Below are 11,723 nucleotides of genomic sequence, written 5' to 3'. Positions count from 1 at the left end.
CGCGCTCGGGAGCACCGGGGCGTCCGGGGTGCCCGGCGTGCCCGTGTGAGGTGTTCGTGCCCCGGAATCTCCCGATCGGCAGATGTGGAGCGGTTCACCGGACGGCGATCCTGGCCCGGTATCCGGTGACGGGGGCCGTGGAAAGGAACGGAAAGGAATGCGCATGACCCAGTTGGCGAACAGGGGACGGGGGCTGCCGGAGGTCTCGCCGACCTCCCGCTCCCGCTTCCGCTGGCCTGAGCGGGTCGGCTACGCGGCCGCGGCCGTGCTCTTCCTCTACGGCGCGGCCAACGTCTACTGGGCGTTGGGCGGCGGCGGCTTCCCGTTCGGCGCGGAGGACGCCAACCCGGAGTACTCGGCCTTCGAGCACACCCCGGCGTCCACCCTGGCCCCGGTGCTGGCCGCCCTGCTGCTGCCCAGTGCGGCCGTGGCGCTGATGATGGCGCTCCCGGGCCGCCGCCGGGTGCCGCGCAATGTGCTGCTGGGCTACACCTGGTGCTTCGTCGCCGTGACGCTCGCCGCGTTCGCCGACTTCCGGCTGCTGGGCAATCTCGCCTATGCGCTGCTGCTCCGCTTCGGCGCCATCAACTGGACGGTCCTCAACCAGTTCTTCCTGGTGCTGGGCGTGGGGCTGATGGCGGTCACGGCGCTTGCGTACCAGCGGCGGCTGCGGGACGCCTGCGGCTCCTGCGGCCGCACCGACGGTGAGCCGGACTGGACCGCCCCGGAGGCGGCGGCCCGGTGGGGCCGCAAGGCCGTACGGATCGCGGTGATCGTCCCGTTCGTCTACGCCAGCACCCGCTGGGCCTGGGCGCTGGGCATTCCGCTGGGCATCTCCGACAAGCTGTGGGAGGAGGGCAAGGAGGACCACCTCTGGTACTGGGGAGCCGGTCTCGCCACCCTCGGCGCCCTCGGCGCGCTGCTCACCCTCGGCCTGGTGCGGCGCTGGGGCGAGGTCTTCCCGCGCTGGATGGTGGGGCTGCGGGGCAAGCGGGTGCCACCGCTGCTGGCCATCGTGCCGGCCTCACTGGTGGCGCTGCTGATCACGATCGCCGGGGTGATGTACATCCGGCTGGAGATCCAGGGCAAGTTCGACAACCAGAGCGAGGACTGGGGCACCACGGTGCCGGAGATGTTCTGGCCGCTGTGGGGGGCCGCGCTGGCCGCCGCCACCCTCGCCTACCACCTCCGCCGCCGCGGCCGCTGCAAGCGCTGCGGCCGCGGATAGTCCCGGCCGACGCGCGGCCCGATCGGTCAGCTCGCGCGTCGGAAGTTGCGGATGGCCAGGGGGGCGATGACGGTCACGACCACCGCGCAGATGCCGAGCGTGGCCAGCACCGTCCCGGCCTCCGGGTCGCCCAGCGCCAGGTCCCGCGCCGCGGTGATGGCGTGGGACATCGGGTTCACCTCGGCGAACGCCCGCAGCCAGGACGGCAGTCCCTCGGTCGGTACGAACGCGTTGGAGGCGAACAGCAGCACCATGTTGACCATGCCGCCCACCGGCTGCATCGCCTCCGGTTTGCGCAGCCACGCCGACAGCGCCATGAACACCCAGCCCAGCGACCAGCCGAGCACCACGGCCACCAGCAGCGCCCCGAGGGAGCCGAGCACCCCGCCCTCCGGGCCGTAACCGAAGATCAGGGCACCGGCCACCAGCATCACCACCATGTTCACCGCGTTGAGGACGGTGTCGGCGACGCTGCGGCCGATGAGGATGGTGCCGGTGTGGATCGGCATCGACTTGAAGCGGGAGACGATCCCGTTGTTGAGCTCCGTGGTCAGCGCCACTCCCGACTTCAGCCCCGCGCTGACCGCGCTGGTGATGAGGAACGCGGGCAGCAGATAGTCGATATAGCTGACGCCCGCCGGGAACGACTGCGTCTGCGAGACGCTTTTGAAGACCTGGCTGAAGACGGTCAGCATCAGGACCGGCTCCAGGATGCCCGGCAGCACCAGGGCCGGTTCGCGCAGCGCCCGCAGCGAACGCCCGGAGAGCACCTGGATCTGCCGCAGCGCGCTCGAACCGCGGAAGCGCGGCTGGGCGGGCGGGCCCGTCGTCCCGGCGTCGGCGGAGGAGTGCGGGCGGTCGGCGGTGATGCTCATGAGGACGTCCCTGCCTCGGTCGGATTCCCGGTGGTGGCGGCGGTGTGGTGCGCCGCCGTGGGGTGGTTCAGGGCCATGTACACGTCGTCGAGGGTCGGTTCGGAGAACGCGAGCCCCGCCATGTCCGTACCGGCCTCGTCGACGGCCCGTACCACCACCGCGATATCCGTGGAGTCGGCCACCGGCACGGTGAGGACGAGCCCCTCCTCGTCATGGGCCGGGGCCAGCGCCGCCCGGCGCAGCGCCTCGACCGTACGGGCACGGTCCTCGGCCCGGCGCAGGGTGACGGAGACACTGCGCCGCCCCACCCGCTCCTTCAGCTCGGCGGCGGTGCCCGAGGCGATGACCCGGCCCGCGGCGAGCACCGTGATGGAATCGGCCAGGGTGTCGGCCTCCTCCAGGTACTGCGTGGTCAGCAGCACCGTGGTGCCGTCCTTCACCAGCCGCTCCACGATCTCCCAGAGACCGCGCCGCGCCACCGGGTCCAGGCCGGTGGTCGGCTCATCGAGGAAGATCACCTCGGGGCGGCCGACCAGACTGGCCGCCAGATCGAGACGCCGCCGCATTCCGCCGGAGTAGTTCTTGGCGTTGCGGCGCGCGGCGCCGGTGAGGTCGAACAGCTCCAGCAATTCATCCGCCCGCTCGGCGGCCTCCGCGCGCGTGGCGCCCAGCAGCCGGGCGAGCAGGATCAGATTGGCGCGCCCCGGAAGGGTCTCGTCCACGGCCGCGTACTGGCCGGTGAGCCCGATGAGGCGGCGTACCTCCTCGGCCTCGGTGGTGACGTCGAGCCCGGCGACCCGGGCATGTCCGGAGGAGGGGCGGGTCAGCGTGCTCAGAATGTTGACCAGGGTGGTCTTCCCGGCGCCGTTATGGCCGAGCAGACCCAGGACCGAGCCCCGCGGCACCGTGAGGCTCACGTCGTCGAGCGCGGTCATCGTCCCGAATCGCTTCGAGATATGCGAGACGTCGATCATCATCGTGTCCACCGGATATACGGTAGGTGGCAATGCGCCCCGCGCGGCCGGGCTATCAGCAACGTCGAAGTGGAATTGCCGGTCGGTGAAAGCCGTGTTATCCGGCCGGGCGACGGCCAGGAAATCACCCGGCAATCGTCCCGGGAAAGGCCCCGGAAAATGGCGTCGTGACCCGGTTCCGGGGGCCGGTCCGGGCTCTGCCGATCGGCACATTCCGTACCCGGTCACGGCCCGTGATGACCTGCCGAACGGTGGATGTGCCGACCCGTCCCGTTCCGTCACGCTGACAGCGGACCGGCGGACCGACGGAGGACACCATGACGATGAGCGCCGAACGGGACCTGACGTCCCCGCCGCCCCGCGCCGACGCGAAAGACGCCACGGGCGGGTTGTCGCCCCGCCCCTCGCGGCTGGCCCGCCGGGCCGCGCACATCGTGCCGTTCACCCTGCTGCCCACCGGGCTGTGGCGGTGCGCGATGGGATTCGGCGTACCGCTGGGCTTCGCCACCACCTCGGATCTGCACGAGAGCCACTTCCCGGGCTGGATGACGCTGTACGTCATCGCCCTCAGCGTGTTCGCCGAGGCGCTGGGACTGCTCACGCTGGGGCTGGTCCAGCCGTGGGGCGAAGTGGTGCCGCGCTGGATCCCGTTCCTGGGCGGCAGGCGGATTCCCGTGCTGTGCGCGGTGGTTCCGGCTGCCCTCGGCGCGCTCGCGGTCACCTGCATCACCATCGTCGGCGCGTTCACCTGGAACGCGCCGGAGAACCTGGCCGAGATCACCGATCCGTACGGCCCGTTCTACTGGCTCCAGACCGCCTGTTACGCGCCCCTGCTGGCCTGGGGCCCGCTGCTGGGCGTCGTCACCGTGGCGTACTACCAACGTCGGCGAGCGGCAGAACGGCGGCCGTCCGCCAGCCGCCCCGCGCGTCCGGGCCCGCGCTGAGCGTGCCGCCCAGCGCCTCGATCCGCTCGGTCAGCCCCAGCAGCCCGGTGCCGCCGCGGCGGCCGTCCTCGTCCACATGGCCGCCGGAACCCGAGCTGAGCGCCTCGGCGCCGTTGACCACGCTGACGGCCAGCGCGTTCCCGGGGCGCTCCAGCGCCACCCGTACCCGTACGGAAGCCGCCGTGCGGGCGTGCCGGCGGACGTTGGTCAGCGCCTCGACCACCATCCGGTGCGCGGTGCTCGCCACCTCGCGCGGCACCCGGGCGATCGCCTCGGCGGTCAGCTCCAGCTCCAGCCGTACCTCGGCCCGGCCCGAGGAGCGGAACCGCTCCACCACGTCGGTGATGTCCTCCAGCCCGTAGGTCCGCGGCCGGTCCTCCGCCTCACCGCCCCCGGCGTCGCCGTCGCCGAGCATGTGCACCGTACGGTCCATCGACCGCAGCGCCTGCTGCCCGGCCTCCTCGATCTGCCGCAGCAGCGGCATCAGCCGCTCCGGCTGCTGGGCCCCCACCAACTGCGCGGCCTGCGCGAGCACCACGATGCCGGAGACGTCATGGGCGACGAAGTCATGCAGATCCCTCGCCAGTTCCAGCCGCTGACTGCGGCGCGCCGCCCGCACCGAGTTCAGCCGCCGCGCGTCCAGCGCCCGTAAGTACCCCCCGACCAGGGTCGCGCCGATGGCCCCGAGCCCCATGAACGCGCACTGCCCGAACGCCTCGAGGAACGACTCGTACGCCCCCACCCGCAGGATCACCGTGGACCCGGCGACCGACAGCAGCAGCACCAGCGGCACCCCCTGCGGGGCGGGCGCGAACCGGGCCACCACGAACACCAGCGCCGTGACCGCCGCGAACTCCACCAGCATCAGCACCCCGACCGGTGAGTCCTCCCCGGCGCCCCCGGTGAGCACGGTCGCCACCCCGGAGACCACGGCCACCACCGCCGCCACCACACCGAGCCGCGCCCGGGTCCGCGGCCACCAGCCGACGGTCACCAGCGCGGTCCCGACCGCCACCACCATGGATAACGCCGCCACCCACCCGGCCGCGCCCCCGACGGCCACCCCGGAGACCACGGCCAGCCCCGCCCCACCCCCACACATGGCCCGCACGGCGACGCGCCACGACCCGTACCGGTGCCCGCGTCCGCTGTTCCTGCCCATGGCTGCCATCGCTCTCCCCGTGAGGTCCCCCGGACGCGACCGGACGTTCCGTCAGGAGGCGGCTCAGGAAGGTGTGTCGGCAGGTTAGTGGGTCACAGTGGTGCCAGGTCCATGGCACCAGGCGGCTGTCTGCTGGGCGGGTTACAGAAGTCCGCCGAGGGCGGTTTCGGCTTTGCCCACGGCTTCGCTGAGGGCGTGCACACCAGCTCGGCGCTGTCGGACCAGTAGACCCGATGGTGCGACGTCGAGATTCCCGGTTGAGGATCGACGGACAGCAGCAGCCGGTGGCGTCCGTGCGGAAGCTCGACGTCGGCCATGTTCACGCGCACCCACCGGTTCTCGTACACGGTGCGCTTGCCGAGGTTGTTCCACTCCACGCCTGTCGCCTCTCGCTCCGGGGACCGATCCCTATACCGACACGAGAACCGACTACACGGGCAATCTGAGGACGCCGTCGATCCGCCGCTCCGCGTCGGGCGCCGAGGCCCGGCACGGCGTTGACGCCTCCGGCCGCGCTGGCGCCGGACCGACGCCGCCTCTGAATGATCGATCGCCCCCTCTGGCCCACGGGCTGAAGGGGTCCTTTCGTCAGGCCTGGAGGTGAACCGGCTCACATGAAAAGGGCCTTGCCTCATACCCTGGCAGTGACGAGCTGGACAGAGAGGGGCAAGGCCATGCCATCTGATGCTACCCCGGAACCACTTGACCACCCGCTGGTCTTCGGCCAGCGCATGCAAGTCCTCCGCATACGCCGAGGCATGAGCCGCACCGTCCTCGCCGGACTCGTCGACAAATCCCCGAGCTGGGTCAAACAGGTCGAGAACGGCACCCTCCACACCCCGGCTCTCCCCATGATTCTCCGCATCGCCGAGGTGCTCCGCGTCCGTGACCTATCCGACCTCACCGGTGACCAGAGCATGCCCATCGAGCTCTTCATCGGCCCCGGCCACGCCAAGCTGCCTGCCGTGCGCGCCGCGATCGATTCCTTCCCCCTGATCGCGGACCACGAGGCGCCGTCCGCTTCCCATCTGACCGCCCGCCTCGAACGTGCCTGGGCCGCCAGACACTCGGCGCCGAACCATCGCGAGGTGGTCGGCGGGCTCCTCCCACACCTCATCCGAGACGCCCAGTTGGCCGCGGGTCAGGCCGACCGTGCCGCAGACCGGCGGGCGGCACAGGCCGTGCTCTCCGAGGTCTACAGCCTCAGCCAGTTCTTCATCGCGTATCAGCCCGACTCGGCTCTCCTGTGGCGGGTGGCGGAGCGCGGCATGGTCGCCGCGCAGGAGAGCGAGGACCCGCACGCTATCGGGGTCGCGGCGTGGCTGACCGCTCAGGCTCACCGCGACTCGGGCCCGGCGCACTTCGACGCAGCGGACGCGGTCACCCTGGAGACGCTGCGCTATCTCAACCCGCTGATGCCGGACGCGTCGGACGATGTGCGCGCGATCGCGGGTGCCTTGCAGTTCGAGGCCGGATACACCGCTGCCCGGCGAGGAGACACCGGCACCGCGTGGGGCTACTGGGATACGGCCCGAAGGATGGCCAAGAAGCTGCCCGCTGACTACTACCACCCCGTCACCTCGTTCTCCCGGGCCATCATGGGCGCGCACGCGGTCACAGTGGCGGTCGAATTGCACGCGGGCGGGGAGTCCGTTCGGCAAGCCGCAGCAGCGGACGCTGCGACGATCCCTTCCCGACCGCGCCGGGCCCGGCATCGGATTGAGGAGGCACGGGGGTATCAGCTCGACAGGCAGCCGGAGACGGCACTGGCGACGCTGGACAAGGCGTACGAGGCTGCGCCGGAGACGATCCGCTACAACGGCTACGCGCGCCGCATCATCTTGGAGGAGGTGGAGTCGAGGTCTCCGTCTCATCGGCGGCGCGCGGCGGAACTGGCGGTGAAGATCGGGGTGTTGGCCGCCTAAGTGTTCGAGGGGCAGAATCTCTGCCCCTTCTCCGCCCCCAACGCATCTACGGTCAGTTACTACCTGATCACCGATACCGCCGGGGGCCACTGTGCCGACGAACGCCCAAGTCCCGCCGTGGACGCCGCCGCCCGCCACGGACGTCGAGCCCTTACCCGTAGGGAGGTGGTGGGACGCCGTACGCGTCTCGCCGGGCGTCGGGGAACGTGCCCTGGGCCTGCTCGGCGACGACACCGGCGCTGTCATCCAGGACAGCTACGGCACCCTCTACTGGCTCATCTCCATCGGCTCCGCCGCCAGCTGGCACCTTCGCGGAACCCGCGTCCTGTGCGAACTCGTCGATGAGATGACCTACCTCGGCGTCCCCCCGGTCGACTGGCGCGAAGGCCCCCGGATCCACTGGCGCGTGCCCCTCGGCCCCGACCGCTACCTCACCGATACCCGCCTCCTGTGGGAGGCCCTGGCCGCCGCCGACCACGCCGAGTTCGGCCCGCGTATCGACGGCCGACGGCTCTGCCACAGCTGCCAACTGCCCACCGAAGAACCGGTCCTCGTGGGCGAGGAGCACGGTGGCAGCCTCGGCGGCGGCACCGTCTACGCCTGTCCCCGGCACGCCCCGGAGTACCAGCGGACCGACGCGGTGGCGCTGATGCTCGCGCTGCGCCGCGGCCGCAAGGGGGCCGGGACATGACGGCCACCCAGCCCACCGCACTCTGCGCCGAGGAGGCGTGGTGCGCGGCCATCCTTCACGCCGCGGGCTGCCTCACCTGCCGGACCTCTGGCGCCGTGTGCGAGCGGGGTGAGGCCCTTCTCGCCGTGTACGCCGAGGCCGTGCGGCAGGCCCGGTCAGGAGATGACTGGTGAGGCACCGCCGCCATACGACTGCCGTGCGCGCCGGGCTGTACGCGTTCCGGGTCGCCCGCGCCGGGCTGATCCTGGCCGCGATGCTCGGCGTCCTGGCCGCCGCCGTCGCCCTGTGCATCGCCGGAGATCCGGCCACCCCATAGACCGGGTGGGCTGCTGAGTCTGATCCGGTCCCGAGTACCGGAGTGACGGCCCCAGCGGTCCACCCTCCGGACCCCCGCCCCGGCCGCGCGTTTGGACGGCCAGCGACCGGGACGGAGACCGTGCACCACCCAACGGAGAGAGGCAGACACGCGTGACGTTGCTGCGTTACTGGACCGGCCAGCGCGGACCGCGGTCGTCGGGACCGTCCTGCGCGACAACCCCGAGCTGACCGAGGACCTGGCGGGCCGGATCGTGGACGAGGCGGTGAAGTTCGCCGCCGCAGCGGCCGAATCCTCCCAGCCGCTCGCCCCGTCCCGGGTCGTAGACGAGGGCTGGCACGTGCTTATCCTCCACACCCGGCTGTACCGCGAGCTGTGTAAGCGTGTGGGCAGGTTCGTCCACCACGTCCCGCAGGCTCCGGATTCGGAGCGGCGCGACCCCGAAGCGCTGACGCGGGCCCAGGAGCGCGTCGTCGCAGCCGGTTTCGCTGTGGACGACGACCTGTGGATGGCACCGACCGACACCTCGATCCCGGTCGTTCTCCGGACATTTGCAGTTGTCTCATCCGAGTGACGGCTCGGTGTCTCTCAGCACCCCTCCGACCGGCACCGGAAGACTGCACAGCCCTTGCAGCCCCGCGCCACAGGCGTGGACACGAACCGTGACGTCCACATAACATGTCACCGTTAACTTAACGGCGACAACCTGAGGGGCCGCGATGACCATCACCGAGCAAGACGTCTACACCTTGGCGCCGTTCGCCAGGACGCTCGGGATATGCTTCGGAGCCCTCAAGGCTGACGCTGTCACCGCGCAACTCGCCTACACGCCCGAGCAGTCCACTGTCGGCGCCGCGATGCACGGCGGGGCACTGATGGGGCTGGCCGATGTAGCCGGCGCCGTGTGCGCCACGCTGAACGGGACCGCCGACACCGTCCCCGCGACCATGGAATCCACCACCCACTTCCTGCGGCCCGTACACGGCACCGGCGCCTTCGCGACCTCCCGCCCGCTGCACGTCGGCAAGTCAACGGTCGCCGTGGAAATCGACATCAAGGATGACAAGGACCGGCTCTGCGCCCGCGTCACTCAACTCGTCGCCCTCCGGAGGCGCCATGACTGAGGGACCCGGCCGGACCACGGCCGACGGCCGCGCCAGCACAACCGAAGGCCGTCGGCGCAGTCGCGCCAAGCGAGGCCACGGCGGCCGACTGAGGGACGAGCTCATCGAAGCGGCCGGCACGCTGCTCGACGACGCCGGCGAGGACGGCGTGACCATCCGCGCGGTGGCACAGGCTGTCGGGGTCAGCACCCCCTCGGTGTATCTGCACTTCGACAACCGACTGGAACTGCTGCACACCGTGTGCCTCGGGGTCTGGGACGAGCTCGGCCGACGGATGCTGAGCATCAGCGCCCAGACCACCGACCCGTTCGCCGAACTCCACCAGCGCAGCGTCGCCTACATCAGGTTCGGGCTCGACCATCCCCTGCGCTACCGCCTGGTCGCGACCGGACCCGCGACAGCCGCCACTGAGCAGGTCGCCGACGCCTGCTTCCGATTCCTACGGGAAACGGTGCAGCGATGCGCCGACGCCGGCGTGCTCCACGGCGATGAGACGGCGCTGACCCGGGCCATCTGCGCGTGCCTGCACGGTGCCGTCTCGCTGCTGATCCTCCAGCCGACCTCGAAATGGCCCGACGACATCCCCCAGTACGCGGACGATGCCGCCACCCTCGCCTGCCAGGGCGCCGCCGCCCTCTCACGCGCACACCATGGCCGCTACGGAACATGAACCGCTCTGCCCTGGGCAACGCTCCGCTACGCCTCGCTGGCCGAAGAAGATCCGCCGGGCCAGGCGGTGGCGGGCCTCGGCGATGTTGAGCTGCTTGCCGATCATGCGCCGGTTTCGAAGTGGCCCAGACAGCGAGCTGATGTCTCATCGAGCAGGACGTTCCGGAGGAGGTTCGTGCCGCCTACGTGTCACTCGTCCGTGACGGTTTCACCGGCCGTCTCCTCAAGGCCCTGACATCGCGGAATTCGATATGGCGTGGACGGGATCGTGGGTCCTGTGGGAGGACTGCCGGAAAGCCGTATCGCTGTTCCCGGGAGATGCCGATGGATGCGCAGGGCCTGGACGGGCGGGCGGAATTGGACCGGCTGTTGCCGCGGTGGCACTTCCGGGAAGTACATCGGGTGTGTGTGGCGGCGTCCGCCGAAGCGGTGATGCGGGCGGTGTGGGAGACCACCTGGGCGGAGGCGCCGGTGGCGCGGGCGCTGGTGGCGCTGACGCGGGCCGATGTGGGGAGGGAGCGGCGGATCGTCGCGGACTTCCTCGGCGGGATGGGCGAGATGGTGCGCGCCGGAGAGCGCGAGGTGCTGTTCGTCGGTGTGGACACGCTGGAGGACGGCAGGGCGCGGCCCGAGGGGAGCGCGGTGGACGTGGTCCGGGGGTGCGCCGAACCGGGGCTGCTGAAGGTGGTGATGAACGTGCGCTACGGGGGTGGGGTGCTCAGCACCGAGACCCGGGTGTACGCCACCGACGACCGCACCCGGCGCCGGTTCCGGCCGTACTGGCTGGCCATCCGGGCCGGGAGCGGGCTCACGCGGACCTCGATGCTGCGGGCGATCCGCCGTCGCGCACTCAGCGGTGGCGCGGAACGTCCGTGACGCGGAGGTTCCGTGGCGCGGAAGGTCCGTGACGTCAAAGGTCCGTGACGTCAAAGGTCCGCTGCCCCGGTGCGTACCACCGGGGCAGCGGACCTTCGTCGCGGTGACGGGCGTGGTCAGCCGATGGGGTTGACGAAGGTGGCCGGGTGGGTGGCGCCGCGCTGGTCGACGAGTGCGCCCCAGGGCCAGTCGATGGTCAGCGAGGTGGTCTCGTTCGGCGGGGTGACCGTCACGAAGGCGGGCGCCCAGAAGCCGTCCTCCGCGTCCTCCTCGGCCAGCGCGACGTTGAGGGTGAAGTCGGTGCTGTCACCGGGGCCCAGGGTGATCGAGCTGTACTTGGCCGAGGAGCGCTGCAACGACCAGCTCTCGCCGCCGTGCTCGGTCTTGAGGTCCACCCCCGGGAAGCCACCGATCTTGCAGGTGCGGCCGCTCTTGTTGGTCAGCACGATGCTGGTGGTCGTCGAACCACCCGCGGCCGGGTCCGGGGTCGCGTCCTCGCCCGTGGCGAACGCCGCCGTCAGACCGGAGGTGTGGCAGCGCTGGACGGATGTGCCGGTCTTGCCACCGGACTTGGTCCCGGAGCCCGGCTGGCTGTCGGAGCCCTGCGCCCCGCCGGAGGAGCCCGAGCTGCCGGACTCGGCGGTGGCCGTGTCCGTCCGACCGGCGGGCTTGGAGGCGTTGGCGTCGTTGTTGTTGCAGGCGGTCAGGGACAGACCGGCGGCGGCGATCAGGGCCGCGGTGGCGACGCGCAGGGTGCGGCGACGGGCGGTGCGGGCAGTGGTGTTGGAGCTCATTTCGGTTCCCCCCGGGACAGTCGGTGAGTCGGTGTCGTCGTTTCCTCGGTACGACATCCACTCTGGCCGGGGCCACTATCGGGAGACTGCCGCTCCACTAACCCCCGGATCCGCGAGACTTCCGCCGCGCTAACGTCCGACTAAC

Annotated in this window: 15 protein-coding genes; 10 read left to right on the top strand and 5 right to left on the bottom strand. The window is 71.1% G+C overall.

Annotated features, from left to right (window positions below; genetic code table 11):
- Nucleotides 1-163: 163 nt before the first annotated feature.
- Nucleotides 164-1,228, top strand: a complete 1,065-nt coding sequence (locus AB0C66_RS12050; protein ID WP_362436181.1) for a hypothetical protein — start codon at nt 164-166, stop codon at nt 1,226-1,228.
- A gap of 26 nt (nt 1,229-1,254) precedes the next feature.
- On the opposite strand, the gene AB0C66_RS12045 is transcribed toward AB0C66_RS12050, so the two are convergent.
- Nucleotides 1,255-2,103 carry an ABC transporter permease gene (locus tag AB0C66_RS12045; protein ID WP_362436179.1) on the bottom strand — a complete coding sequence of 283 codons (849 nt, stop codon included), beginning with the start codon at nt 2,101-2,103 and terminating at the stop codon, nt 1,255-1,257.
- A complete protein-coding gene (locus AB0C66_RS12040; RefSeq protein WP_362436667.1) occupies nt 2,100-3,080 on the bottom strand; it encodes an ATP-binding cassette domain-containing protein in 981 nt (326 codons plus the stop codon). Before AB0C66_RS12040 ends, AB0C66_RS12045 begins: the two co-directional genes overlap by 4 nt.
- A gap of 314 nt (nt 3,081-3,394) precedes the next feature.
- On the opposite strand from AB0C66_RS12040, the gene AB0C66_RS12035 reads away from it, so the two are divergent.
- Nucleotides 3,395-4,021 carry a hypothetical protein gene (locus AB0C66_RS12035; protein WP_362436177.1) on the top strand — a complete coding sequence of 209 codons (627 nt, stop codon included), beginning with the start codon at nt 3,395-3,397 and terminating at the stop codon, nt 4,019-4,021.
- Here AB0C66_RS12035 and AB0C66_RS12030 read toward each other — a convergent pair.
- Together AB0C66_RS12030 and AB0C66_RS12025 are read right to left on the bottom strand one after the other, a co-directional pair.
- The gene (locus AB0C66_RS12030) at nt 3,939-5,123 is read right to left on the bottom strand and encodes a histidine kinase (protein WP_362436175.1); all 1,185 of its coding nucleotides are present in this window, start codon (nt 5,121-5,123) and stop codon (nt 3,939-3,941) included. The two genes, AB0C66_RS12035 and AB0C66_RS12030, sit on opposite strands and share 83 nt — an antisense overlap.
- Nucleotides 5,124-5,275: 152 nt before the next feature.
- Nucleotides 5,276-5,560 carry a hypothetical protein gene (locus AB0C66_RS12025; RefSeq protein ID WP_362436173.1) on the bottom strand — a complete coding sequence of 95 codons (285 nt, stop codon included), beginning with the start codon at nt 5,558-5,560 and terminating at the stop codon, nt 5,276-5,278.
- Between the two features lie 297 nt (nt 5,561-5,857).
- On the opposite strand from AB0C66_RS12025, the gene AB0C66_RS12020 reads away from it, so the two are divergent.
- The 8 genes from AB0C66_RS12020 to AB0C66_RS11985 all read left to right on the top strand — a co-directional run bounded on the left by AB0C66_RS12020 (nt 5,858) and on the right by AB0C66_RS11985 (nt 10,784).
- Nucleotides 5,858-7,108 carry a helix-turn-helix transcriptional regulator gene (locus AB0C66_RS12020; protein ID WP_362436664.1) on the top strand — a complete coding sequence of 417 codons (1,251 nt, stop codon included), beginning with the start codon at nt 5,858-5,860 and terminating at the stop codon, nt 7,106-7,108.
- A gap of 91 nt (nt 7,109-7,199) precedes the next feature.
- On the top strand, nt 7,200-7,799 hold the full coding sequence (locus tag AB0C66_RS12015) for a hypothetical protein (protein ID WP_362436171.1): 600 nt from the start codon (nt 7,200-7,202) through the stop codon (nt 7,797-7,799).
- A complete protein-coding gene (locus AB0C66_RS12010) occupies nt 7,796-7,972 on the top strand; it encodes a hypothetical protein (protein ID WP_362436169.1) in 177 nt (58 codons plus the stop codon). Before AB0C66_RS12015 ends, AB0C66_RS12010 begins: the two co-directional genes overlap by 4 nt.
- Nucleotides 7,969-8,115, top strand: coding sequence for a hypothetical protein (locus AB0C66_RS12005; RefSeq protein WP_362436167.1), 147 nt, complete (start codon nt 7,969-7,971; stop codon nt 8,113-8,115). Before AB0C66_RS12010 ends, AB0C66_RS12005 begins: the two co-directional genes overlap by 4 nt.
- A 253-nt stretch (nt 8,116-8,368) precedes the next feature.
- Nucleotides 8,369-8,689, top strand: a complete 321-nt coding sequence (locus tag AB0C66_RS12000) for a hypothetical protein (RefSeq protein ID WP_362436165.1) — start codon at nt 8,369-8,371, stop codon at nt 8,687-8,689.
- A gap of 145 nt (nt 8,690-8,834) precedes the next feature.
- The gene (locus AB0C66_RS11995; RefSeq protein WP_362436163.1) at nt 8,835-9,239 is read left to right on the top strand and encodes a PaaI family thioesterase; all 405 of its coding nucleotides are present in this window, start codon (nt 8,835-8,837) and stop codon (nt 9,237-9,239) included.
- Nucleotides 9,232-9,909 carry a TetR/AcrR family transcriptional regulator gene (locus AB0C66_RS11990; RefSeq protein ID WP_362436161.1) on the top strand — a complete coding sequence of 226 codons (678 nt, stop codon included), beginning with the start codon at nt 9,232-9,234 and terminating at the stop codon, nt 9,907-9,909. Before AB0C66_RS11995 ends, AB0C66_RS11990 begins: the two co-directional genes overlap by 8 nt.
- 323 nt (nt 9,910-10,232) lie before the next feature.
- The gene (locus AB0C66_RS11985) at nt 10,233-10,784 is read left to right on the top strand and encodes a hypothetical protein (RefSeq protein WP_362436159.1); all 552 of its coding nucleotides are present in this window, start codon (nt 10,233-10,235) and stop codon (nt 10,782-10,784) included.
- 116 nt (nt 10,785-10,900) lie between these two features.
- On the opposite strand, the gene AB0C66_RS11980 is transcribed toward AB0C66_RS11985, so the two are convergent.
- Nucleotides 10,901-11,578, bottom strand: a complete 678-nt coding sequence (locus AB0C66_RS11980; RefSeq protein WP_362436157.1) for a DUF4232 domain-containing protein — start codon at nt 11,576-11,578, stop codon at nt 10,901-10,903.
- Nucleotides 11,579-11,723: the final 145 nt, after the last annotated feature.

Origin of the sequence: Streptomyces sp. NPDC048636, from assembly GCF_040650655.1 — a bacterium.
In the GTDB taxonomy this organism is placed as follows: Bacteria; Actinomycetota; Actinomycetes; order Streptomycetales; family Streptomycetaceae; genus Streptomyces.
The sequence above is the reverse complement of the archived record's forward strand: the minus strand, read 5'-3'. Positions and strand labels throughout refer to the sequence as shown.

What these genes read in the sequence shown, in the direction of transcription:
- AB0C66_RS12050 (WP_362436181.1), top strand. Translation starts at nt 164, where the DNA reads ATGACCCAGTTGGCGAACAGGGGACGGGGGCTGCCGGAGGTCTCGCCG.
- AB0C66_RS12020 (WP_362436664.1), top strand. Translation starts at nt 5,858, where the DNA reads ATGCCATCTGATGCTACCCCGGAACCACTTGACCACCCGCTGGTCTTC.
- AB0C66_RS12035 (WP_362436177.1), top strand. Translation starts at nt 3,395, where the DNA reads ATGACGATGAGCGCCGAACGGGACCTGACGTCCCCGCCGCCCCGCGCC.
- AB0C66_RS12030 (WP_362436175.1), bottom strand. Translation starts at nt 5,123, where the DNA reads ATGTGTGGGGGTGGGGCGGGGCTGGCCGTGGTCTCCGGGGTGGCCGTC.
- AB0C66_RS12045 (WP_362436179.1), bottom strand. Translation starts at nt 2,103, where the DNA reads ATGAGCATCACCGCCGACCGCCCGCACTCCTCCGCCGACGCCGGGACG.
- AB0C66_RS11995 (WP_362436163.1), top strand. Translation starts at nt 8,835, where the DNA reads ATGACCATCACCGAGCAAGACGTCTACACCTTGGCGCCGTTCGCCAGG.
- AB0C66_RS11985 (WP_362436159.1), top strand. Translation starts at nt 10,233, where the DNA reads ATGGATGCGCAGGGCCTGGACGGGCGGGCGGAATTGGACCGGCTGTTG.
- AB0C66_RS11980 (WP_362436157.1), bottom strand. Translation starts at nt 11,578, where the DNA reads ATGAGCTCCAACACCACTGCCCGCACCGCCCGTCGCCGCACCCTGCGC.
- AB0C66_RS11990 (WP_362436161.1), top strand. Translation starts at nt 9,232, where the DNA reads ATGACTGAGGGACCCGGCCGGACCACGGCCGACGGCCGCGCCAGCACA.
- AB0C66_RS12040 (WP_362436667.1), bottom strand. Translation starts at nt 3,080, where the DNA reads ATGATGATCGACGTCTCGCATATCTCGAAGCGATTCGGGACGATGACC.
- AB0C66_RS12010 (WP_362436169.1), top strand. Translation starts at nt 7,796, where the DNA reads ATGACGGCCACCCAGCCCACCGCACTCTGCGCCGAGGAGGCGTGGTGC.